Origin of the sequence: Streptomyces sp. KPB2, from assembly GCF_003950055.1 — a bacterium.
GTDB lineage: Bacteria > Actinomycetota > Actinomycetes > Streptomycetales > Streptomycetaceae > Streptomyces > Streptomyces salinarius.
The window spans coordinates 5,330,633-5,353,666 of the sequence record NZ_CP034353.1 but is presented as its reverse complement, the minus strand read 5'-3'; the positions used below and the strand labels follow the sequence as shown (position 1 = coordinate 5,353,666).

Below are 23,034 nucleotides of genomic sequence, written 5' to 3'. Positions count from 1 at the left end.
TCTGGACAACAGCGGCAGGGGGCCGGGTGTCGGGGTTCGGGGGGTTCGGCGGGCTCACGCGGTTCGTGCTGCTGCGGGCGCGGGCGCACCGCCTGCTGCTGGCCGCGGCCCTGCTCACCGTCCTGCTGACCACGACGGTCCTCGCCACCCTGACCGCCTACTCCGGCGCCGTCGGCGACGCGGCCCTGCGGCACGCCCTCGCCGACGCGCGCACCGGGGCCGACGCCGCGCTGGTGGTGAAGGCGGACGTACCGGCCGGACAGCGGTCGGCCGCCGACGCCGCCGTGCGCGAGGGGGCCGCGAGGACCTTCGACGGGCTGCCGCTCACGGTACGGACCCTGGTGCGCTCGGGCCCGTACGCGCTGCCCGGCTCCCTGCGGCCGCCGACCGAGCGGTCCGGCGACCCCGATCTGACGTTCTTCGCGGCGCTCGACCCGACGCAAGTCCGCGTCGAGCAGGGCCGCATGCCCGTGGCGGGGGCCGACGGCGGCACGGTCGAGGTGGCGGTGCCGGTGGCCGCCGCCGAGCGCGTCGGCGTCGGTACGGGTGACCGGCTCACCCTCACCGACCGGCTCGACGGCCCGGCCGTCCGGGTCGTGGTGAGCGGCCTGTACCGGCCGGTGGACACCGGGTCGCCGTACTGGCGTCTCGACGACCTGGACGGCCGCGGGGTGAAGCGGGGCGGCTTCACGACGTACGGGCCGCTGCTCGCCGCGCCGGGCGTGCTGAGCGGCGGCCGGGTCAGCGCGGGGGCGTCCGGGTGGCTGGTGACGGCGGACTACGCGTCGCTCACGGCCGGGCGGACGGAGGCTCTCGGGGAGGCGGCCCGGGACGGCATGGGGTGGCTGCGCGAGCAGAAGGTGCTCAGCGGCACCACCGCGGCGACGACCGACCTGCCGGCGATCCTGGAGCGGCTCGACCGGTCGCTGGCGGTCTCCCGTTCCACGCTCCTCGTCATCGCGCTGCAGCTCGTCCTGCTCGCGGGCGGCACGCTGCTGCTGGTGGCGCGGCTGCTGAGCGTGGAGCGGGCGGGCGAGCTGCGGCTGCTGCGGGCGCGCGGCGCCTCCCGCGCCCGGCTGGCGGCGGGCTCCGCGCTGGAGGCGCTGCTGCTGACCGTGCCCGCGCTGGTCTGCGCGCCGCTGCTGGCGGGACCGCTGGTCCGGCTGCCGGCCGGGCCGGGGGCGTCGGCCCGGAGCGGGCTCGGCTGGGAGCCGACGGCCGGTGGCGGCGGCACGGTGTGGCTGGTGGCGGCGGTGGCGGCCCTCGGGTGCACCCTGGCCGTGACACTGCCGGCGCTGACCCTCGCGCCGCGGGCCGACGGCGGCGGCCGATCCCGGGCGCTGCCGGGCTGGCTGCGGGCCGGCGCGGACGTGGGCCTGCTGGTGATCGCGGGCATCGCCTACTGGCAGCTGGACCGGCAGACCTCCTCCGCCGCCGGGACGGGCGAGGCGGAGGACACGGGCTCCCCGGGGGTCGACCCGCTGTTCGTGCTGACGCCCACGCTCGCGCTGCTGGCCGGGACGGTGCTGGCGCTGCGGCTGCTGCCGCTGGTCGCGCGGCTCGCGGAGCGCCGGGCGGCGAGCGGGCGCGGTCTCGCGGCGGCGCTGGCGGGCTGGCAGCTGAGCCGGCGTCCGATGCGCGGGGCGGGTCCCGTGCTGCTGCTGGTGCTCGCCGTGGCGCTGGGCACGATGGCGATCGGGCAGGGCGCCTCGTGGTCCCGTTCGCAGGACGACCAGGCCGACTTCCGCGCGGGCGCGCCGATCCGGGTGCTGGCCTCCGGCACGGCGGACCCGGGCCGCACCGAACGGATCGCGGGCGTCGCCGGCGTGGGGCAGGTCGCGCCCGCGGCGCGGTCCGAGGTCTCACTGTCCGGCGACCGGACGGCGACGGTGCTCGCGCTGGATACCGCGCACGCGGCGGACACGTTGCTGATGCGGCCGGACCTGGCCGACCGGTCGCCGCGCGGGCTGCTGTCCGGGATGGCGCCCCGGCGGCCGTCGAACGGCGCGCGGATCCCGGCGGGCACGACCCGGCTCGCGCTGACGGCGACCCTGACCGTGCCGGACGCCGGCGCGCCCGCCGCCGGCGCCCGGTCGGCGGACACGACGGTCACCGTCGAGGACCGCTGGGGCACGCCGTACCGGATCGGCGCCGGTGCGCTGGCCGCCGACGGCCGGGAGCACACCCTCGGCCTGGACGTCCCCGGCGGGCCGCTCACCCTGACCGGCGTCGAGTTCACGGTGGTCCAGCCGGCCGACCGGGAGGAGCAACACCGCCTGACCGTACGGCAGGTGACGGCCGGGGACGCCGAGGGCTCCGTGCGGCCGGTGCCGCTGCCGGACGCCTGGACGGCCGGCTCACGACCCTCCTCGTCGTCGGCCGCGCCGGGCACACCGGGCGCGGAGGGCGCCCCGGCCGAGCCGCGCCTGCTGGATGCCGGTCCGCTCGCCGTCGCGTACGCCACGGGCCTGTCGGACGGCTCCCGGCTCTCCACGCTGACCGTGCGGCTGCGGGTCGCGCAGCCGAAGCCGGAGGAGGTGACCGCCGTGGCCGGGGACCGCTTCCTCGACTCTGCGGGCGCCCGCACCGGGCAGCGCGTCACGGTGCCGATCGGCGGCCACGACGTCCCGGTGCGGATCGTGCGCTCCGTGCGCGAACTGCCGGGCACCGGGCCCGAGGCCCCCTCGGCGCGGTTCGGCGGCGCCCTGCTGGTCGATCTGCCGGCGGTGAACCGGTATCTGCAGGGCGAGTACGGCGCCGCCGTCGAGCCCACCGAGTGGTGGCTGAGCACCGGGCCGGGGAAGACCGGTGCGGCGGCGGCCGGCCTGCGGGCGTTCCCGGACACGGCACCGGCGCAGGTCCTGGTGCGCGACGAGGTCGCCGAGCGGCTGCGGGACGACCCGTTCGGCGCCGGTCCCGGGGCGGCGTTCGCAGCGGCGACCCTGGTGGCGGCGGCGCTGGCCGCGGTCGGCTTCGCCGTGAGCGCGGCGGGGTCGCTGCGCGAGCGGGGCAGGGAGTTCGCCGTGCTGCGCGCCCTGGGCGCCTCGCGCCGCGGGCTGGCCCGTACGGTCGCCGTCGAGCAGGGTGTGCTGACCGGCCTGGCACTGCTGACCGGCGCCGCCCTCGGCGCGGTCCTGACCCGGGCGGTGATCCCGCTGACCGTACTGACCCCGCAGGCCACCCGCCCGGTGCCGGACGTCCACGTGACCCTGCCGGCCGACCGGATCGCCCTGCTGCTGGCCGGCATCTCCGTCGTCCCGTTCCTGGTCACGGCCGCCCTGGCGCTCCGCCGCACGGACACGACGGTGACCCTCAAGGACCCTGGAGGTACCGGCCGATGACCCCCGTGACCGCCCCCTCACCACGCAAACGGGCCCGCCCCGGCGACCGCACCGCCCGCCCGGCAGCCGCCGCACCCCGGGCCACCCGGGTCCCGCCCGCACGGCGCCGCACGGACGACGGCGACTGCCAAGGAACCCGGAGGTACCGCCGGGTGACCCCCGGGGCCCGGACCCACCCCCGGCCCCGAGCCGCCCTCCGGGCAGCCGCCTCCGCCTCCGGCCACACCCGCGCCGCGCCGCACAGCCACGACGGTGCCCCTCGGCCGACCCGGGGACACGGGCCGATGCCCCCCGCGGCCAGCCCCTGGACGCCCACGCGACTGCGAGCCGCCCTCCCGACCGCCGCCCCGCCCCCGCTCGTCCCCGCGCCGCCCTGCACCGCCACCACGGCCGCCCCCGCCGTACCCGGAGGTGCCGGCCGATGACCCCCGTGACCGTCCCCTGGGTGCGGACCAGGCTGCGGGCCGCGCCCGGTGCCGCCGTCGCGCTGGCGGTGCTGGTGGCGGTGACCGCGTGTCTGGCCGCCGCGTTCCCCCGGACGCTGGACCGGTACACGGACGCCGGTCTGCGCCGGGCGGTCGAGCGGGCCCCCGCCGACGTGACCGGCGTCCAGGTGTCCGCCGCTCCCGACCCCGGCGCGGACGCGGAGGCCGCGGAGGACAGCCTCCGGCCCCGGCGGCTCACCGCCGCCTACCGGTCCGTCCTCGGCATCGTCGAGCGCCCGCTCGTCGTCGACGAGGAGCAGTCGTCCTACGGCGTCCGCGTCACCGACGGCCTGCCCGCACCGGAGAAGTGGCTGCCCCGGCCCGACGGGCTGCCCGCGCAGATGGTCCTCGCCGCCCCGCAGGGTCTCGACGGCCACGCCCGGCTGCGCTCCGGCCGGCTGCCGAAGGTCCCCGGCGGGCGGGCCGACGCCTCGACCTCGCAGGTGGAGGCCGCGGTGACCGAGGAGACGGCCCGCACGCTGCACATGAAGGTGGGCTCGGTCCTCCACGTGCTCGGCGACCGCGAACTCACCGTGCGCGTCACCGGCATCCTCACGCCCGAGCGGCCCGACGGCGCCTACTGGTCCGTCGACCCCGTGCTCGGCACCCCCTCCCTGCGGCGCATGCCGGGCCCGGCCGGCGCCCCCAGCCCCACCTACTGGGTCGGCGGCCTGCTGCTCGCCCCCGAGGCGGGCCCCGCGCTCCTCGGCTCGGCGCCCGTGGTCCGCTACTGGCACCTCGCGCCCGACCCGGACGCCCTGCACAGCCGCGACCTCGGCCCGCTCGCCTCCGCCGTGGCCTCCGTGGAGTCCGGCCCCGCCCTCCAGCGACTGCACACGACGATCAGCCCGCTGACGGACGTCACGACCGGCCTCGACGACGTCCTCACCACCTACGGGCAACTCGACGACGACATCGGCCCGCTGATCGCCGTCGCCGCCTCGGGCTCGGGCACGGTCGCCGCCGTCGTCCTGCTGATGGCGGGCGGTCTGGCCGCCGGCCGACGCCGCGCCGAACTGGCCCTGCTGCGCGCCCGCGGCGCCTCCGCAGCGGGCCTGGCGGGACGGCTGCTGGCCGAGACGGCGGTCGTGGCGGTGCCCGCGGGAGCGCTCGGCCTCGGCACGGCCCTGCTCGCGCTGCCCGGCGCCCGGCTGCTCCCCGCGCTGTGGGCCGCCGCCGCGGTCACCGCCGTGGCCTGCCTGGCGCTGCCGCTGCGGGCCACCGCCGCGCACCGCCGGGTACGCGTCCACGACGGCCGCCGGGACGCGGCGTCACCCCGTGCGTCCCGGCGCCGTACGGTCGCCGAACTGACGGTCGTGGTCCTCGCCCTCGGCGCGGTCGAGATGCTGCGCCGGCGCGGCGCTACGGAGGGCGCCGGCGACCTGGTGGCGATGGCACCGGTGCTGGTCGGGGTGATCGCCGCCCTGGTGCTGGTGCGCCTGTACCCGCTGCCGCTGCGCGGACTGGCCCGGCCCGCCCGGCGGCTGCGCGGCGCGGTCGGTCCGCTCGCGCTGGCCCGGGCCGGCCGTACCTCCGCCTCCACCGTGCTGCCCCTGCTCGCGCTGCTGACCGCGTTCACCGTCGCCGCGTTCGGCGGCTCGGTCCTCAGCGGCGTGGCCGACGCCCGCGACCGGGCGGCGCTGCTCTCCGTCGGTGCCGACGCCCGGGTGGAGGCGGCCGAGCCGCTGCCCTCCGGCCTGCCGGACCGTCTCGGGCAGGTCCCCGGGGTACGGGAGGTCACCGAGGCCGGCGTCGACTGGCTGGCCAAGACGCCGGACGGCCGCCAGTCGCTGCCGCTCGCGGGCGTGGACCCCGGCGCCTACGCGGCACTGGCGGGGCGGACGGGCCTCGGCGCCTTCCCCGAGGGGCGGTTGACACGGCCGGACGACGCCGAGGGCGGCTCCGGGGAGGCCGTACTGCCGGCGCTGGCCTCCCCCGCGGTCGCCGAACGGTTCGGCAGCCGGGCCTTCCGGCTGCGCCTGGCCGACGGGAACACCGCCACGCTGCGGATCGTGCTGGTGCGCGACCGCACCCCGGCCGTGTACGGCGACGACTTCCTCGTCGTGGACCGGGCCGGCCTGCCCACCGGCTCCGTCCCGCCGAACGTGCTGCTGCTGACCGGCGACGACCTGGACGCGGGCGCGCTGCACCGGGCGGCGGACGACATCGGCACCGTCCACCTGCGGTCCGAGCAGCGCGACACGTACGTGGACTCGCCGCTGCAGTCCGGCGCGGAACGGATCTACACGGCCGCCGTGGCCGCCGGCGCCGGCTACGCAGCCCTGGCCCTGCTGCTGTCCCTGGCGAGCGCCGCGCCCGAACGCGCCGCCCTCCTCGCCCGGCTGCGCACCATGGGCCTCACCCGTGCCCAGGGCCGCCGCCTGCTGGTCCTGGAGTCCCTCCCGCAGGCCCTGCCCGCCGCGCTGGGCGGCATCCTGACCGGCTGGGCGGCCGTACGGCTCCTCTCCCCCGGCATCGACCTGACCACCATCGCGATGTCCACGACGGCCTCCCCGGCGGGCCGCGCGGAACTGCGCGCCGACCCGTGGTGGCTGGCCGTCCCGGCGGTGACGGTGCTGGTGCTGGCGGTGGGGGTGGCGACGCTGCAGGCGTGGTGGTCGGGCCGGCGCGGAGCGGTGACGGAGCTGCGGGCGGGGGATGCCCGGTGAAGCACGACGGGCGACACGGCGGACGGAGACCGAGCCCGGCGGAACACGGACAGGGGCCGGACGCGGCGGAACACGGACGAGGACCGGACGCGGTGGAGCACGGACGGAGACCTGGAGGAGACCCGATGACGACCGACCCCACCCTCGCCGGCCCCACCCTCGCCGACCTGGCCGGCCGCGCCGCCGCGTCCCGTGACCGGCCCGCCTACGGGCACGACGCGCTGATCACCTGCGACCGCCTGGTCCGGATCTTCAGCGCGGACGGGGTGGAGGTGCAAGCCCTGCAGGGGCTGGACCTGCTGGTCCGCGAGGGCGAGCTGATGGCGCTGGTCGGCGCCTCGGGCAGCGGCAAGTCCACCCTGATGAACATCCTGGCCGGACTGGACACGCCGACCGCCGGGGCGGCCCGGGTCGCGGGGCGCGACCTGCTGACGATGACGGCGAAGGACCGTCTGGCCTACCGCCGTACGGTGGTCGGCTTCGTGTGGCAGCAGACGTCCCGGAACCTCATGCCCTACCTGACGGCCGCCCAGAACGTGGCCCTCCCGATGCAGTTGGCCGGCACCGGCGGACGCCGGGCGGCGCGCACCGAACGCGCGCTGGAGCTTCTGGACCTGATGGGCGTCGCCGACTGCCGCGACCGCCGCCCGCCGCAGATGTCCGGCGGCCAGCAGCAGCGGGTCGCCATCGCGGTGGCCCTCGCGGGCTCCCCGTCGGTGCTGCTCGCCGACGAACCCACCGGTGAACTGGACTCCCACACCGCGGAACAGATCTTCGCCGCGTTCCGCACGGCCAACGAAGCCCTGGGCACGACGGTCGTCATCGTCACCCACGACCAGGCGGTGGCCGGCGAGGTCCGCCGCACGGTCGCCATCCGCGACGGCCGTACCTCCACCGAGGTGCTGCGCCGCAGCGAGGTGGACGCCGAGACCGGCCACGAGACGGTGGTGGCCCGCGAGTACGCCATGCTGGACCGCGCCGGCCGGCTCCAGTTGCCCGCCGACTACACGGCGGCCCTCGGCATGCGCGACCGCGTCGCCCTGGAACTGGAGAGCGACCACATCGCCGTACGCCCGGACGACAGCGAGCCCCACCACTGAACCGGTGCGGGAAGGGGGGAAGGGCTCAGCGCACGCTGATGCCGAGGGCTCCGATCCCCGCCCTGCGCAGGGCCACGGACCCGAAGGGCGTGCGCAGCCGCAGCCACGCACCGGACGAGAACAGCCGGGGCGCGTCCTCGCCGGAGCCGGAGCCGGATCCGGAGCCCGTAGCGATCCCGGCCTCGGGACCGGATGCGCCACGCGGCCGCAGGAACCCGAGCGACTGGGCCGCGTGCACGGCCCGCACCGGCAGCCCGGTCTCGCCGACGGTCCGGGACCAGATCTCCCGCCCGATGCCGTCGAGCGCGGCCCTGGTACGGTCCTCGGCCGCGAGCTCCTCCGTACGCGCCCGGAACTCCGCCACCGCGGCGGCGACCAGCGCGCGCAGGGCGTCCGGGGCGGGCAGCCCCGGCTCGGCCCGCCAACCGCCGCGCGGAGGCAGCACTCCGGCCCACGGCGGCCCGGTCACCGCGCCCGGGACGCGGGCGGTGGCCGAACGCTCGTCCACGCTCTCCAGCAGCTCACCGGCGGACACCGTCACGTCCAGCGTGGCGTCGAGCCCGTGCTCGTACGGCTTGGCCAGCCGTACCGTGCGCACGGCCAGCACCTCGAAGGACGGCGGCCGGCCGAAGACGGCGAGGGCCGTGCCGGCCGCCTGGAGGCGCACCGCGGCGGAACGGTCGTAGTGGAGCAGCCGGGAGAGGAAGGCCGCGAGATCCGCGGCCTCCCCCTCGTCCGCGAGGTGGAGCACCGTCATGCGGCGACGGCCTCCTCCTCGGCGTCCGTGTACTCCCGGAGGAACTCCCGCTCGTCGGCGGTGATCCGCCGGGGGCGCTGCGTCTCGAAGTCGAACGGCACGATCACCGTGGAGGCGCGGACGTAGACGACGTCCCCGTCCTTCACCTCGTAGGTGAGGGTGAAGGAAGCCGCTCTGATCTCCGTGACCCACAGCTCGATGTCGACCGGGTGGTGCCGGTGGACGAGCTGGCGCTTGTAGTCGATCTCATGGCGTGCCACCACGGACCCCTGCTTGAAGTCCTTCTCCGGGCGGAACAGGAAGTCGATGCGTGCCTCCTCCAGGTAGCGGAGGAAGACCACGTTGTTGACGTGGCCGTACGCGTCCATGTCCGCCCAGCGCAGTGGGCAGCGGTAGATGTGCCGCAAGATCAGCCCCGGGTCAGCTTCTTGTAGGTGGCGCGGTGCGGGCGGGCGGCGTCGGCGCCGAGCCGCTCGACCTTGTTCTTCTCGTAGGACTCGAAGTTGCCCTCGAACCAGAACCACTTGGACTCGCCCTCGTAGGCGAGGATGTGGGTGGCCACGCGGTCCAGGAACCACCGGTCGTGGGAGACGACGACGGCACAGCCGGGGAACTCGAGCAGGGCGTTCTCGAGGCTGCTCAGGGTCTCGACGTCGAGGTCGTTGGTCGGCTCGTCGAGGAGCAGCAGGTTGCCGCCCTGCTTGAGGGTGAGGGCGAGGTTCAGCCGGTTGCGCTCACCGCCGGAGAGGACTCCGGCCGCCTTCTGCTGGTCCGGCCCCTTGAACCCGAAGGCGGACACGTAGGCGCGGGAGGGCATCTCGACCTGCCCGACGTTGATGTAGTCGAGCTCGTCGCTCACCACGGCCCACAGCGACTTCTTCGGGTCGATGTTCTCGCGGCTCTGGTCGACGTAGGAGATCTTGACGGTGTCGCCGACCTTGATGGAGCCGGAGTCCGGCTCCTCGAAGCCCTGGATCATCTTGAACAGGGTGGTCTTGCCGGCGCCGTTGGGGCCGATGACCCCGACGATCCCGTTGCGGGGCAGCGTGAACGAGAGGTCGTCGATCAGCACCTTCTCCCCGAAGGCCTTGCTGAGGTTGTTCACCTCGACGACGACGTTGCCCAGCCGCGGGCCCGGCGGGATCTGGATCTCCTCGAAGTCCAGCTTCCGCATCTTGTCGGCCTCGGCGGCCATCTCCTCGTACCGCGCGAGGCGGGCCTTGGACTTGGCCTGCCGCCCCTTGGCGTTGGAGCGCACCCACTCCAGCTCGTCCTTGAGGCGCTTCTGCCGCTTGGCGTCCTTCTGGCCCTCGACCTTGAGGCGGGTGGCCTTGGTCTCCAGGTACTTGGAGTAGTTGCCCTCGTAGCCGTGCAGGCGGCCGCGGTCGACCTCGCAGATCCAGCCGGCGACGTTGTCCAGGAAGTACCGGTCGTGGGTGACGGCCACGACGGTGCCCTCGTACTTGGCGAGGTGCTGCTCCAGCCAGTTCACGGACTCGGCGTCGAGGTGGTTGGTGGGCTCGTCGAGGAGCAGCAGGTCGGGCGCCTCCAGCAGCAGCTTGCACAGCGCGACGCGCCGCTTCTCACCACCGGACAGATTGACCACGGGCCAGTCGCCGGGCGGGCAGCCCAGGGCGTCCATGGCCTGCTCGAGCTGGGCGTCGAGGTCCCAGGCGTTGGCGTGGTCCAGCTCCTCCTGGAGCTTGCCCATCTCTTCGAGCAGCGCGTCCGAGTAGTCGGTCGCCATCTGCTCGGCGATCTCGTTGAACCGGTCGAGCTTGCCCTTGACCTCGGCGACACCCTCCTGGACGTTCTCCAGGACGGTCTTCTCCTCGTTGAGCGGGGGCTCCTGGAGCAGGATGCCCACGGTGTAGCCCGGGGACAGGAAGGCGTCCCCGTTCGAGGGCTGCTCCAGCCCCGCCATGATCTTGAGAACGGTCGACTTACCGGCACCGTTCGGACCGACCACACCGATCTTCGCGCCGGGCAGGAAGCTCAGGGTGACGTCATCAAGGATCACCTTGTCGCCGTGCGCCTTGCGCGCCTTGCGCATGGTGTAAATGTACTCAGCCAAGAGAAACCGTCCGGCAGCTTGATCAGGCAGGTGGGCAGATACACCCCATCTTGCCGCACCGCCACCCCTGGGAGGAAACGCGTTCCGGGCGGGGGCTCTGACCTGGGGATTCCTGGATGCCGCCGGACCCTCACCCGTCACTGCCGGTCCCCGTCGATGACCCTCGGGCCCCCTCGCACGGCCCAGGGACGGCCCAGCCCGAGGGCGCCGCTCCCCCGCCGCACGGGGCTACGGTGCTGCCGTGACCAGCTCATCGGAGCGCCCCCTCCTCTTCCTCGACGTGGACGGCCCGCTGATCCCGTTCGGGTCTTCGGCCGGTCGGGAAGAGGTCCCTGCCGCCCCCTCGACGACCGTCGATCAGGGGAACCCGTTGCTGGCCCGACTCCGCGGGGTCTCCACTGGAAAACTCGCCCCATGGTCGAGTGGGCCGCCGACCGACCCTTACAAGGTCAGCACAGTGACTCGGCGAAGCGCCCTCGCCGTGCTCCAGAGCGAAGGTCTCATTCAGTTCGGTGGTCGCAAACTGATCTTGGACGTCCTCGTGCGTGAGCGAGTCGCGACACGAGTGGGTGGCTGCGCAAGCGGGTGCCTTTCGCTGCGGGCGCGGGCACGCTCATGGCGTGGGGCGGGTAGCGGGAGAGGACGTGATGTAGGTCACGGGGAAATGGTGACAGGGTGTTGTCGCAGACAGCTGCGACTGTCGACGCATGACGATCACAGATGAGGACTGCCTCGCCGAAACCCTGGCGTTCAACGCCCAGTTCGAGGCTGCTGCCGCGAGCCGTCCACCTCGTGGGCGAGCGGTGGATGCAGACGTGCTGGCGCTTCTGCGGCGCAATCGGCTCGGTGGCGACACGCCACCGGTGCGACTGCCGCAGGGCCAGGACCGCGTCGTCGCGGGCGGGGTGAAGGTCCGCGCGTTCGTGCCGGATCACGTCGACGGTGTGTATCTGCACATACACGGCGGTGGCTGGGCGTTCGGCTCGGCGGACGGGCAGGACGAGAAGCTGTGGCGGCTTGCTGTGGAAGCCCGGCTGGCCGTGCTGAGCGTGGACTACCGTCTGGCGCCGGAGCACCCGTTCCCCGCCGGCCCCGACGACTGTGAAGCGGCCGCCCGGTGGCTGGTGGACCACGCCGAGACCGAGTTCGGCACGGGGCGGCTGTTGATCGGTGGAGAGTCGGCCGGTGCCCACCTGAGTGTCCTGACCCTGCTGCGGCTTCGCGACCGGCACGGCATCACCGGCCCGTTCCGTGCGGCCCACCTGGCCTTCGGCCCGTACGACCTGACGATGACACCGAGCCAGCGACTGTTCGGCGGTCGGCGGTTGCTGAGCAACTCCGACTCGGTACGGGCAAGTTATGAGCTCTTCACGCCGGGAATGGGCCCGGAGGAGCGCCGCGACCCGGAGGTCTCGCCGCTGTACGCCGGTCTGACCGGCCTGCCGCCCGCCCGGTTCGTCGTCGGCACCCAGGACCCGCTGCTGGACGACTCGCTCTTTCTGGCTCAGCGGTGGCAGGCGGCCAGGGCGCCCGCGCAACTCGACGTCGTCGCGGGCGCGATGCACGGCTTCACACTGTTCCAGTCGACCATCACCGCACGCGAACAGCAGCGGGAGCGGGACTTCCTGGCCGGCGCGTGACGGTAGCGTCGGCCCCATGAACCGAACTCCTCGGCTCTACGCACTGGTGGAAGAGTTGCGCGCGGCGGCGCCGCGAACGTTGACGGTCGCCGCGCTTGCCGCGCGGTTCGAGGTGAGCACACGCACGGTGCAGCGCGATCTCCAGGCGCTGATGGAGGCGGGTGCCCGGTGCGCACCACCACCGGGCGGGGCGGCGGCTGGTCGATCGACCGGGCGATGACTCTCCCGCCGATCCGTTTCACCGCCGAAGAGGCCGCGGCGCTGGTCGCCGCGCTCGCCGTCGCCGACGCCTCCGCCCTCTATGCCGGCGCGGTCCGTACGGCGTCCCAGAAGATCGTGGCCTCGTTGACCGGCCCCGCCTCGACGGCTGCCGAGGAACTCGCCGCCCGGATCGTCGTGCTGCCGACGCGGACAGCGGCGTCGGTCCGGACCGCAGTGGAGCAGGCGCTCACCGACGGCACGGTGCTGCGGCTGTCCTACGTCGGCGCGGCGGGGCAGGAGAGCGACCGCGACGTCGAACCGGCCGGGCTGCTCACCGCCGACGGCAAGTGGTACCTCATCGCCTGGTGCCGCACGCGGCAGGCGGGTCGAGGCTTCCGACTGGACCGAATCACCGCGGCGGCTCCGACCGGTGAGCAGGCGCGACCCCATGAACTGGCTGACCTGCTGCTCGGCTCGGCCGCCGCCGGCGCGGTGCAGCCCACCGCGCTGGCTTCCCTCATCCCCCCGCCATGACAATCGGAACCACTCCTCTAGCTTCCCTCCGGCGCCGGCCGATCCCCTGCCGAGGGCATCTCCTTGTACCCGCGAATGACGTCGCCGTGCGCGGGCCTTGATGACGTAGGGAAAGTCTTATCGAGCACGGCGTGAGAGCGGGTGTCCGGTCCCGGTAGATGCTTGACACTTCGATCCCAGCTGATGGTTGACGGTGGCCGTGATCGGCTTTTCTGTGCACGTCGTTGCGGCGTGTGGCAGGAGGCCGGGATTGGCGCTGGTGGAGTTGTCGGTTGTCGAGCAGAGATACCGGGCTGTGCTTGCGGTGCTGGCGGGCGCGACGGTGACGGAGGTCGCCGCGTCGCTCGGGGTGTCCAGGCAGACGGTGAGCGGGTGGAAGTCCCGGTATGAGGCCTCGGGCCTGGCTGGGTTGGCGGACCGGTCGCGTAGGCCGTCGTCGTGTCCGCATCAGGCCTCTGCGGAGGTGGAGGCGGCGGTGTGTGAGTTGCGGCGTAAGCATCCGAGGTGGGGTCCGCGGCGGATCGCGTTCGTGCTGGAGCGGTCCGGGAACGTGACGCCGGTGCCGTCGCGGATGACCGTGTATCGGATCCTGGTCCGGCATGGGCTGGTGGAGTCGGGGGTTCGGCGCCGGAAGCGGTCGGATTACAAGCGCTGGCAGCGGGACCGTCCGATGCAGTTGTGGCAGATGGACATCGTCGGCGGCGTGATGCTCGTCGACCCCGTGACGGGTGAGTTGACCGAGGCCAAGATCGTGACCGGAGTGGACGATCATTCCCGGTACTGCGTGATCGCGCAGGTGGTGGAGCGGGCGACCGGTCGGGCGGTCTGCTCGGCGTTCGCCGGGGCCTTGCAGCGGTTCGGGGTGCCGGAGGAGGTGCTGACCGACAACGGCAAGCAGTTCACCGACCGATTCGGGCATGGCGGTGAGGTGATGTTCGACCGGATCTGCCGGGAGAACGCGATCGCGCACCGGTTGACCCAGCCGGCCTCGCCGACCACGACGGGCAAGGTCGAGCGTTTCCATCAGACGCTGCGGCGTGAACTCCTGGATGACTGCCCGGCTTTCGAGAGCGTCGAAGAGGCCCAGGCGGCGCTGGACGCGTGGGTTCGGGAGTACAACTCGGTGCGGCCGCATCAGGCCCTGGACATGCAGTCTCCTGCTGACCGGTTCGCCCCGGTGCCCGAGGAGGAGCGGGCCGTGCTGGGGCTGCGGGTGCCTGGGGTGCTGGGGCTGGTGCCGCAGCAGCGGACGCCGGCCGCGGACCGGGCTCCGGCCGAGGCCGAGCCTGCCCCTGCCCCCGTTCCCGGCGTGATGCGGGTGGATGAGGCAGGGGCGGTGGAGTTCGAGCGGGTGGTGCCGGCAAGTGGGAATCTGCAGGTCGCGGGCAAGCAGTTCTGGCTGGGTCCGTCACGGGCGGGGCTGACGGTGACGTTCTGGGCGGACACGCGAATGATCCATGTGCTGATCGCGGGGGCGCGGATCAAGACGGTGCGGTCGCATCTGTCGGTGGTGGATCTGGGGCGGCTGGCGGCCCGGGGCGGTCGTGCGGCCGGCCCTCCGCCGCTTCCCGCCGGTGACAGTGACGGGGCCGCGTTCGAGGTGGACCGGGTCGTGAACAACAGCGGCCTGGTGGGCCTGGGCGGCCACCAGGTGCTGGCGGCGGAGATCCTCGGCGGCCGCCAGGTGGGTGTCCGCATCGACGACGAGACGCTGTCGTTCTTCGATCCGTCCTCACGGGAACTGCTGCGAGTGCGGCCCAACCCACTGAGCGGCGAGGAAGTCCGCAGGCTGCGGGGTCTGCGGCCTGCCGGGCCGCCGCCCCGGCCCCGTGTCGAGCCGGTCCGGGTGCAGCGGAAGGTCAGCGCGGTGGGCACGGTCATGGTCTGCCGCCAGACCGTCTCCCTCGGTCGCCCCTACGCAGGCCAGACCGTGACCGTCCACGTCTCGGACACCACGATCACCGTCGACCTCGACGGCCAGATCCGAGTCATCCGGCGCACCACCGACGTCCCGGTCCGTAACGTGAAAGCCAACAAGCCCCACAAAATTTCCGATGTTGTCTAGGCCCACCGTCAAGCATCAGGTGAGACCCGAACGTCAGGCATCAACTGGGACCCGACACGGCGTGAGAGCGGGAGGTCAACGGAACGCCTCCGGAACTGGGCAGACTTCCAGTGGCTCCTCCGGCCGGTCCGTCCAGCGCCACCAGTTGTGCCGCTCGGCGCACCGCCACAGGGAGCGGCAGGCCCTCCGGCCGTCGTCGTCTCTCTGGACCAGTACGAGACCCCGCGACGTCAAGGGCTGTCTGCACTCGGGGCAGGAGGGAGCGTCGTCGGCCATACGACCAAGCCTGGGCGTGGCTACTGTTCGTTCCTCCGGCGGACGAGCAGGAGGACCGCGCCGCCGATCACGACCAGTCCGATGGCCGCGCCGCCGATCAGGGGGGTCGTGTCGGAGCTGCCGGTTTCGGCGAGGTTGGGGTTGGGGGACGGCGTGACGACCGTGGCGGGGGCCGGTTCGCTGAGGGGGTGGGTGGTGTCCGCGAGGGCGGCGCTCTGGGTGCGGCAGTCGAGGACGCCGGTGAAGCGCTGTTCGAAGCCGGCCGGGCCGCGGATGGTGAAGTCGTAGGGGCGGTCCTCCGGCAGCGGGACCGGCACCGTACGGGTCTCGCCCGGCGCGATGGTGTACTCGGTGTCCAGGAGTTGGAAGGTGAAGGGCTCGTCGCCCTTGTTGAGCGCCGTGATGTCCAGGGTGCCCTCGGTGCAGTTCTCCGTCGCGGACAGGGCCGGTATCGCCCCCTCGGCGGCCCAGGTGGCGGTGGCCGTCGCCGCGACCGTCGACTCGCTGGAGCCGGCCAGGATCTGGGTCTGGCTGCGGCTGTCGGAGGCGAAGGCGCGGCCGACCGGCACGGTCGTGGAGGCCTGGACGGACAGCTGGGCGGTGCCGGCCTCCGCGTCCTCGGGTACGTCGAAGAAGAGCTGGGTGCCGTCGGTGGCCTTGGTGACGGGCCGGCCCTTCTTGTCGACGATCCGCACCGCGTCCTCGTCGGCGGCGCCCACCGGGGGCGTCACCGTGGCGCCGCCCGCGTTGGTGTGGACCGTCACCGGGCCGAGCCGCTCACCGGGACGGCCCGAGACGGCCGGCGGGTCCAGGGCGAGGGATGCCGCGGGCTCGGCCAGGTTGCGGGCGTTCTTCTCCAGGTAGTCGGCGAGCCGCTCGGCCTGCGGGTCGACGGCCTCGACGTCCGTGTCGTCCGAGTAGCGCCAGATGGCGACCTGGGTACCTGCCGCGGCCTCTTCCTCGGTGAGCGCGCGGACGCCCGCCTTCTTCGCGAGCGCGGCGAGGTCGTTGACCTGCGGGTAGCTGTGCTGAAGGATCCACCGCACGCGGCCGGCGTCCTTGTTGGTGCCCAGTGACGTGGCGCTCCAGGACGTTTCCCGGTACTTGGCGTCCTTCTGCGTCGGGTTCTGGATGTCGACGCAGTACGTCTGCAGCATGCCGCCGCCCTCGACGGACATCTCGAACAGGCCGGCCGGGACCTGCTGGTCTCCGTCCTCCCCGTGAATGACCGCGGTGCCGTGCGTCTTCAGGCCGCCTATGGTGGCCGTCGCTCCGCCCTGCCCCCGTGCCGCCCCCTCCTGGGCGGCGGTGGCGGGAGCCGTGCCGGCCGCCACACCGGCGACGGCGAGCGCGGACACCAGCGCACCGGCGGCGAGACGCACCGCCCCTCGGCCGGGCAGAGACGGCACAGCGAGCGAAGAAAACACCAAATTCCCCTTCGAGCAGGACCCGTTGGCGTGGGGGAACGGTCCCACCAGCAGAATCAGCAGCCGTACAAGGCTCGTTCGGCATCCTAAGGACGTGACGGACCGGGGCCGCCGGTGATCGTCACCCTCACGGTGATCCGAATCGGAATCGTTATCGCCGACAGCCTTCTTGAGCAGGGCTTATCGACAAATCCACCCGGGGCCGTCCGGGACGCATGGGCCGATAAGCCGTGCTTCGGGCGGTTCCGGCCGGGGGCTCGGTGTCACGCCACCGCGACAGGTTCCGGTTGCCGTTCGGGGGCCGGGGCGGCGGGCTCCCCGGCCGCTTCCCCGGCCGGGTCCGGCACCGGGGTCTCCCAGTTGGGTTCCGGCTGGGGCGGGGAGGTCGACGCCTCCGTCCTGCCGGTGCGCCGGAACGCCGCCGTGCCGCGGGCGAGATCGTGGCCGATCGCCACCGCGTCGATATCGGCCGAGGTCCGGCTCTGCCCCTCGCGGACATCGGTGCGCACCTTCAGCCTGCCCTGCACGACGACGGGGTCGCCCACCGCCAGGGACGCCGAGGCGTTGGTGGCGAGCTGCCGGTTGGCCCACACCGTGAAGAAGTTGGTGTGGCCGTCCGTCCAGGCGCTCTTCTCACGGTCCCAGTAGCGCGCGGTGACCGCGAGCCGGAAGCGCGCCGACGGTCCGTTCGCCAGGTCCCGGAAGACCGGCTGGGTGGCGACGTTGCCCACGGCGCAGATCATCGTCTCGTTCATCGCGAGTCCTCCCTCCCGTACGGGCACCTCCCGTACGGCGCCTTCCGTACGGGCATCTCCCGTACGACGGCCGGGGCGACCGCGTCCCTCGCGATCGCCGCGAAGGCCAGACTGCCCGCGATCGGGCCGGTCCGCCGGGGGCTGTGGACCGGTCCGGCGGCTGTGGACAACTCCGCCACCCGTGAGGGTGACCGACGGCCCGTCGAGACCGCGGCCGCGTCCCCTACCTCGGCACGGCCCCCACCCCTGTGACCCGCGCGTACTGCTCCCGCACCTCCCGGTACCGCAGCAACTCCGCTGCCAGCGGATCCAGCACCCTGGCCCGGCCGCACCCCGCGGCCGCCTCCCGCAACAGGCGTTCCGCCTCGTGGCCGTAGCGTCTGGCGGGGCCGCGAGCCGCCATGCGACAGCTCCACTCGATGAGGGGGCCGCCGACGATGCCGGCCACCATCAGCAGGACCGGTACGCCCAGGTTCGGCGGCACGATGCCGATGATCTGGCCCAGCAGCCACAGGCCGCCCACCACCTGGAGCAGGGTCATGGTCGCCTGGGCGAGAACGGCCACCGGCCACCAGCCGGGCCGCGGCGGACGCCCCGGCGGCGGCGCCGTGCGTCCCGCCAGTTCGTCGAGGGCCTCGGGCAGCCCGTGGGCGCCGCGGAGGGCGGCCTCGCGCATCGCCTGCGCCCACGGCGCGGGCAGTCCGGCCGACGCCCGCTCCGAGACCGTGCGCACCGCGTGCTCGACGCGCTGACGGGCGGTGGCCTCCTCGTCCGCCTGGGTGCGCGACGGCAGCCGTCCCGTGACGGGGTCGCGCCGGTCGTGGTACCAGCGCCACAGCCGCAACCAGGGTGTTCCGCACGCGCGGTTGGCGTTGCGCAGCCAGGCGCGTTCGGCGGCCTCGCCCGCCGCGGTGGCGCCGACCGCGTCGGCCAGCCGGTCCGCGAACTCCTCCCGTGCCTCCTCGCTGAGCCCGGTGCGCCGACCGGTGACGTACACGGGGCGCAGGTGCCGTGCGGCGGCGTCCACGTCGGCCGCGATCCGGCGGGCCGGGGCCTGCCGTTCGGCGACGAACTGGCCGAGCGCCTCGCGCAGCTCGCCGACGCCTTCGCCAGTCAGCGCGGACAGGGCGAGCACGGTGGCGCCGGGTTCGCCGTACTCGCCCAGCGCGATGCCGTCCTCGTCGAGCAGGCGCCGCAGGTCGTCGAGGACCTGCTCGGCGGCCTCGCCGGGCAGCCGGTCGACCTGGTTCAGGACGACGAAGGTGACCTCGGCGTGGCCCGCCATCGGCCGCAGATAGCGCTCGTGGATCAGGGCGTCGGCGTACTTCTCCGGGTCGACGACCCAGATGACTGCGTCGACGAGCGCCAGGATGCGGTCCACCTGCTCGCGGTGCTGCACGGCGGCCGAGTCGTGGTCGGGCAGGTCGATCAGGACGAGGCCGCGCAGCGGCGACTCGGAGTCCGGGTGCTGGAGCGGACGGCGGCGCAGCCGGCCGGGGATGCCGAGCCGGTCGAGGAGGCTGGCCGCGCCGTCGCTCCAACTGCACGCGATGGGCGCGGCGGTGGTCGGCCGGCGGACGCCGGTCTCGGAGATCGTCACCCCGGCGAGGGTGTTGAACAGCTGCGACTTGCCGCTGCCGGTGGCGCCCGCGACGGCGACGACGGTGTGCTGCCCGGAGAGCCTGCGCCGCGCGGCGGCCTCGTCCAGGACCCGGCCGGCCTCGGCCAGGGTGCCGCTGTCGAGCCGGGTCCGGGAGAGTCCCACCAGCTCGCGCAGGGCGTCGAGGCGTGATCTGAGGTTGCCGTCGTAGGCGAGCGGCATCAGGGCGGCCGAGGAGGCGGGGGGCCTGCTCGGCAGGACGGCGTACGGCTCGGCCCCGCCGTTCTCGTCCACCCGCCGTGCGATCAGCCCGTCGCCCCAGGCGCCCTCTCCGTCCCCGGCGCCGGACGGACCGTCGGGCGAGGCCGCCCCGGCACGGTCCGCGCGGCGGTGCCCACCGGCGGTGTCGTCCCGCACGCGCGCATGGGAGGCGCCGGGGCGGTCGCTCCCGTGCTCGCGCGGACGCGTACCGCGCCCGGCGTCCCCGGCCTCCCGGGCGCCCCGACGGTCCCCGGCGGGGTCCTCGCGGTCGACGTGCGCACGCGCGACGCGGTCACTCGGGGCGTGGTCGCGGGGGGCCGCCTTCTCTGCAGGGACGCCCTGACTGCGACCGGCCCGGCCGGCCCGGTCATCCCGGCCGACCCCGCCATCCCGGCCATCCCGGCCGACCCCGTCAATCCGGCTGGTCCCGCCAATCCGGCTGGTCCCGCCATCCCGGCCATCCCGGCCGACCCGGCTGGCCCGGTCATCCCGGCTATCCCGGCTCTCCCGGTTGTCCCACTGGACAGCGGCGGCCCGGGTGCCCCGCTCGTCCCGATGGCTCGGACGGTCCCACAGGCCTCGCGGTTCGAGGTCGTCCCGGGGGTCCTCGCCGTCCCGAGCGTCCCCGCCGTCCTGGACGTCCCGGCCACCCCGGGAGTCCCGACCGTCCCGGCCACCCCGAAAGTCCCGGGCGTCCCGGGCGTCCCGGTCGTCCCGGGCGTCCCGGTCGACAGCAGCGCCCCGAACGCCTCGCTCCTCCCGGGCACCCTGCTCTCCCCCGGCGTCCGGCTCTCCCCGGTCGGTCCGGCGGTCCCAGGCGCCGCCTCGCGGTTCGAGGTCGCTCCGTCCGTCCCCGGCGTCTGCCACTTCCCGACGCCCCCGACGCCCCCGACGGCCCCGGACAGCCTGCTCCTCCCGGGCAGACTGCTCCCCCAGGGCGTCCTGCTCCCCACGGGCATCCAGCTCGCCCCGGGAGTCCAGCTCGCCCCGGTCTTCCCGATGGCCCGCGTCGCCCCCGTCGCCCCGGTCGTCGCCGGAGTGGGAAGCGTCGGTGGGGTTCGTCCGTGCTGCCTCCTTCGTCGTGTGCTCGGTGGGGTCCTGGTCAGTGACGGCGGTCACCGGTCACCTCTCCTTCTGCAGTACGGACAGCGCGGCGATGAGCTCTGCCTGTGGCTCGGGGTGCACCTCCAGGGCGTCGAGCGGAGCCAGCCTGCGCTCGCGCTCGGCGTGCATGACCCGGTCGACGTGCTGGTCGAGCAGCCGTCCGCCCCGGTCGCGCAGCCGCAGCGCGCCGTGGGCGCCGATCCGCTCGGCGAGCCGTTCCCCGGCGGCACGCGCGCGTCGGCCGCCCAGCAGCACGGTGGCGACCAGGCCGGCCACCACCCCGGGGTCCGGTGCGAGGTTGCGGTCCAGCTCGCGGACCTCCTCCTCGGCGTACTCCTCCAGCTCGCGCCGCCACCGCCGTACGGCCAGCCCGATGCGGTGCTCGGCGCTTTCCGGCGCGGGGGCGGGGGCGGCGAGTTCGGGGGCCTCCGCCGCCGGTTCCTGGCGCCAGGCCTCGTCGACGCGTTCGTCGGCGGCCGTGACGGCGCACAGCAGCAGGGCGCTCAGACTCTCCACCAGCGAGTCGAGGAGTTCCTCCGGGGTGCAGTCGAGGGGGAAGGCCCGCCAGCGCTTGAGCGCGTCCCCGGCGAGCACGGCGCCCGCCTGCAACCGGCCCCGTACGCGCGCGTGCTCGCCGTCGTAGGCGCCGTCGACGGCGGCGGTGAGCCGCAGCGCGGCGGCGTACTGCGCGGCGGTGGCGCCGGCCAGTTCGGGCATCCGGGACTTCAGCGAGTCCAGGATGCCGTGCGCCGTACGGGCCATGGCGTGGTGCCGGGCATCGAGTTCCTGGGCCCGCTGGACCAGCCAGGTCCGCAGCGGCGCCACGGCGCTGGCCGGGAGCAGGCCGCCGCCCCAGGCCGACTCGGGCAGTTCGGGGACGGTGAAGCGGGGGACGTCGCCGAGCCCGGCCTTGGTGAGCAGGGCCGCGTACTGCCGCGACACCTCGGACACCACCTGGTGCGGCACCCGGTCGAGCACCGTGACCAGGGTGGCGTCGTACTCCTTGGCGGTGCGCAGCAGGTGCCAGGGCACCGCGTCCGCGTACCGGGCGGCCGTGGTGACCATCACCCAGATGTCGGCGGCGCAGATCAGTTCGGCGGCCAGGACGCGGTTGTCGGCGACGAGGGAGTCGATGTCGGGCGCGTCGAGGAGGGCGATGCCCGGCGGCAGGGTGTCGGCGGTCTCGACGCGCAGCACGCGCGCGGGGTTCTCGCCGGGCAGCAGCAGGTCGTCGTCCGGGTCACGGTGGGGCACCCACACGCGCGTGAGGTCGGGCAGCACCCGCATGCCGCTGAACCAGTGGTGGTCCTCCGGGTGGCACACCAGGACCGGCGTGCGGGTGGTGGGCCGCAGGACGCCCGCCTCGCTGACCCGGCGTCCCACCAGGGAGTTCACCAGGGTGGACTTCCCGGCGCCGGTGGATCCGCCCACGACGGCGAGCAGCGGCGCCTCGGGTTCCTTCAGGCGGGGCACCAAGTAGTCGTCGAGCTGGGCAAGCAGTTCGTCGCGGTTGGCACGCGCGCGTGGGGCCCCCGGCAGGGGCAGCGGGAAGCGTGCGGCCGCGACACGGTCGCGCAGGGCGGAGAGTGCGTCGAGCAGCTGAGGCCGTACGTCCAAGGTCACCACATGTGAAGAATGCCCAATTTTGAGGGAATTCTGAAGCATATGAGCATGATGAGCATGTCTGCGCGCCGACCGGACACTCCGGACGGAAGGGACTACCGGGACACGAGGACAGTCCAGGCATAACGAGTGGACAACACCCGATGCGCGAGGAGCCAAAAGCGATGCACGATTCGTAACTGCCTGCGATTATCAGGACCGCTTCACCGAACCTCCACATAGAGCCACGGAGGGGAAGCATCCGGGACATGGAGCCGGGAGCCCTATCCTTGTCCCCGGCGACGTCAGGGACCGGCCACACCCGGATCCCACGACCGAGGCCACCACATCAGGCCCCCGTAGCTCAGTGGATAGAGCAGGCGCCTTCTAAGCGCTTGGCCGCAGGTTCGAGTCCTGCCGGGGGCGCCACGGTGCTGCCGTCGGCGGCACACGTCGTTCCGACAGCAGCGCCCGGGCGGTCGAACGGAGCGGGGCGGCCCGACGGGCTGTCTCAGTCGAAGCGGAGTGAGCCCGTACGGGTGCGCTTCAGCTCGAAGAAGTCGGGGTAGGACGCCAGGGCGCGGGCGCCGTCGAAGATCCGCGCGGCCTCCTCGCCCCGCGGGATCGAGTTGAGCACCGGGCCGAAGAAGGCCACACCGTCGATGTGGATCGTGGGTGTGCCCACGTCCTCGCCGACCGGGTCCATGCCCTCGTGGTGGCTTCTGCTCAGCGCCTGGTCGTACTGGTCGCCGTCCGCCGCGGAAAGCAGTTCTTCGGGCAGTCCCACCTCCGCCAGCGCCTGCCGGGCGACCGCGGCGAAGTCCTTGTCGCCGCCGTTGTGGATACGTGTTCCCAGTGCCGTGTAGAGGTCCGGCAGCACCCCGTTGCCGTGCTGCTGCTCGGCCGCCACGCAGATGCGCACCAGTGCGAGCGACTTGTCGACCAGTTCCCGGTACCAGTCGGGAAGTTTGCGGTTCTCGTTGAGCAGGTACAGGCTCATCACCCGAAAGGTCAGGTCCAATTCGCGCTGCTCACTCACCTCCAGGATCCAGCGGGAGGTGATCCAGGCGAACGGGCACGCCGGGTCGAAGTAGAAATCCACCTTCGCGACGGAGCCGGCCTGCGTGGAGGAGTCGGTCATGT

At 73.9% G+C, this 23,034-nt stretch carries 15 protein-coding genes, 1 tRNA gene and 1 pseudogene; 9 read left to right on the top strand and 8 right to left on the bottom strand.

All coding sequences use genetic code 11. The features are described from left to right. Positions 1 to 26 precede the first annotated feature (26 nt). The 3 genes from D1J63_RS24120 (at position 27) to D1J63_RS24110 (ending at position 7,595) form a co-directional block, all read left to right on the top strand. Entirely contained in the window at positions 27 to 3,341 is a 3,315-nt protein-coding gene (locus D1J63_RS24120) for an ABC transporter permease (protein WP_125631586.1), read from the top strand. A gap of 421 nt (positions 3,342 to 3,762) precedes the next feature. Beyond that, on the top strand, positions 3,763 to 6,495 hold the full coding sequence (locus D1J63_RS24115; RefSeq protein WP_164712948.1) for an ABC transporter permease: 2,733 nt from the start codon (positions 3,763 to 3,765) through the stop codon (positions 6,493 to 6,495). A gap of 125 nt (positions 6,496 to 6,620) precedes the next feature. Then, positions 6,621 to 7,595 carry an ABC transporter ATP-binding protein gene (locus tag D1J63_RS24110; protein WP_125631584.1) on the top strand — a complete coding sequence of 325 codons (975 nt, stop codon included), beginning with the start codon at positions 6,621 to 6,623 and terminating at the stop codon, positions 7,593 to 7,595. A 25-nt stretch (positions 7,596 to 7,620) separates the two neighbouring features. Here the strand turns inward: D1J63_RS24110 and D1J63_RS24105 are convergent, their stop codons facing one another. Genes D1J63_RS24105 through ettA form a run of 3 tightly spaced genes read right to left on the bottom strand, consistent with a single transcriptional unit; the run spans position 7,621 to position 10,426 of the window. Further along, complete coding sequence (locus D1J63_RS24105; RefSeq protein WP_206436783.1) at positions 7,621 to 8,352, bottom strand: hypothetical protein; 732 nt, start codon at positions 8,350 to 8,352, stop codon at positions 7,621 to 7,623. After that, complete coding sequence (locus D1J63_RS24100; protein WP_102931604.1) at positions 8,349 to 8,759, bottom strand: thioesterase family protein; 411 nt, start codon at positions 8,757 to 8,759, stop codon at positions 8,349 to 8,351. The genes D1J63_RS24105 and D1J63_RS24100 overlap by 4 nt, the downstream gene beginning before the upstream one ends. Positions 8,760 to 8,761: 2 nt before the next feature. After that, entirely contained in the window at positions 8,762 to 10,426 is a 1,665-nt protein-coding gene (gene ettA, locus D1J63_RS24095) for an energy-dependent translational throttle protein EttA (protein ID WP_102931603.1), read from the bottom strand. 241 nt (positions 10,427 to 10,667) lie between these two features. On the opposite strand from ettA, the pseudogene D1J63_RS37315 reads away from it, so the two are divergent. The 5 genes and pseudogenes from D1J63_RS37315 to D1J63_RS24075 all read left to right on the top strand — a co-directional run. Beyond that, positions 10,668 to 10,867: pseudogene (locus tag D1J63_RS37315) on the top strand (hypothetical protein); the annotation flags it as partial. 266 nt (positions 10,868 to 11,133) lie between these two features. Continuing rightward, a complete protein-coding gene (locus tag D1J63_RS24085) occupies positions 11,134 to 12,066 on the top strand; it encodes an alpha/beta hydrolase (protein ID WP_125631582.1) in 933 nt (310 codons plus the stop codon). A 16-nt stretch (positions 12,067 to 12,082) separates the two neighbouring features. After that, positions 12,083 to 12,286 carry an HTH domain-containing protein gene (locus D1J63_RS37310; protein WP_241235600.1) on the top strand — a complete coding sequence of 68 codons (204 nt, stop codon included), beginning with the start codon at positions 12,083 to 12,085 and terminating at the stop codon, positions 12,284 to 12,286. After that, positions 12,235 to 12,801, top strand: a complete 567-nt coding sequence (locus D1J63_RS24080) for a WYL domain-containing protein (RefSeq protein ID WP_241235599.1) — start codon at positions 12,235 to 12,237, stop codon at positions 12,799 to 12,801. Before D1J63_RS37310 ends, D1J63_RS24080 begins: the two co-directional genes overlap by 52 nt. A 250-nt stretch (positions 12,802 to 13,051) precedes the next feature. Beyond that, on the top strand, positions 13,052 to 14,866 hold the full coding sequence (locus D1J63_RS24075; protein ID WP_125631581.1) for an IS481 family transposase: 1,815 nt from the start codon (positions 13,052 to 13,054) through the stop codon (positions 14,864 to 14,866). A 296-nt stretch (positions 14,867 to 15,162) separates the two neighbouring features. Here D1J63_RS24075 and D1J63_RS24065 read toward each other — a convergent pair whose 3' ends face one another. From D1J63_RS24065 to D1J63_RS24045, 4 genes are all read right to left on the bottom strand, one after another. Continuing rightward, on the bottom strand, positions 15,163 to 16,569 hold the full coding sequence (locus tag D1J63_RS24065; protein WP_125631576.1) for a Cys-Gln thioester bond-forming surface protein: 1,407 nt from the start codon (positions 16,567 to 16,569) through the stop codon (positions 15,163 to 15,165). A gap of 263 nt (positions 16,570 to 16,832) precedes the next feature. Continuing rightward, on the bottom strand, positions 16,833 to 17,324 hold the full coding sequence (locus D1J63_RS24060) for a single-stranded DNA-binding protein (RefSeq protein ID WP_125631574.1): 492 nt from the start codon (positions 17,322 to 17,324) through the stop codon (positions 16,833 to 16,835). Positions 17,325 to 17,547: 223 nt separating this feature from the next. Then, complete coding sequence (locus tag D1J63_RS24055; protein WP_125635752.1) at positions 17,548 to 19,620, bottom strand: YfjP family GTPase; 2,073 nt, start codon at positions 19,618 to 19,620, stop codon at positions 17,548 to 17,550. Positions 19,621 to 20,307: 687 nt separating this feature from the next. Further along, entirely contained in the window at positions 20,308 to 21,915 is a 1,608-nt protein-coding gene (locus D1J63_RS24045) for a dynamin family protein (RefSeq protein ID WP_125631572.1), read from the bottom strand. Positions 21,916 to 22,244: 329 nt separating this feature from the next. On the opposite strand from D1J63_RS24045, the gene D1J63_RS24040 reads away from it, so the two are divergent. Continuing rightward, positions 22,245 to 22,320, top strand: a tRNA-Arg gene (locus D1J63_RS24040). A gap of 82 nt (positions 22,321 to 22,402) precedes the next feature. Here D1J63_RS24040 and D1J63_RS24035 read toward each other — a convergent pair. Then, the gene (locus tag D1J63_RS24035; RefSeq protein WP_125631570.1) at positions 22,403 to 23,032 is read right to left on the bottom strand and encodes a DsbA family protein; all 630 of its coding nucleotides are present in this window, start codon (positions 23,030 to 23,032) and stop codon (positions 22,403 to 22,405) included. Between the last annotated feature and the right edge of the window lie 2 nt (positions 23,033 to 23,034).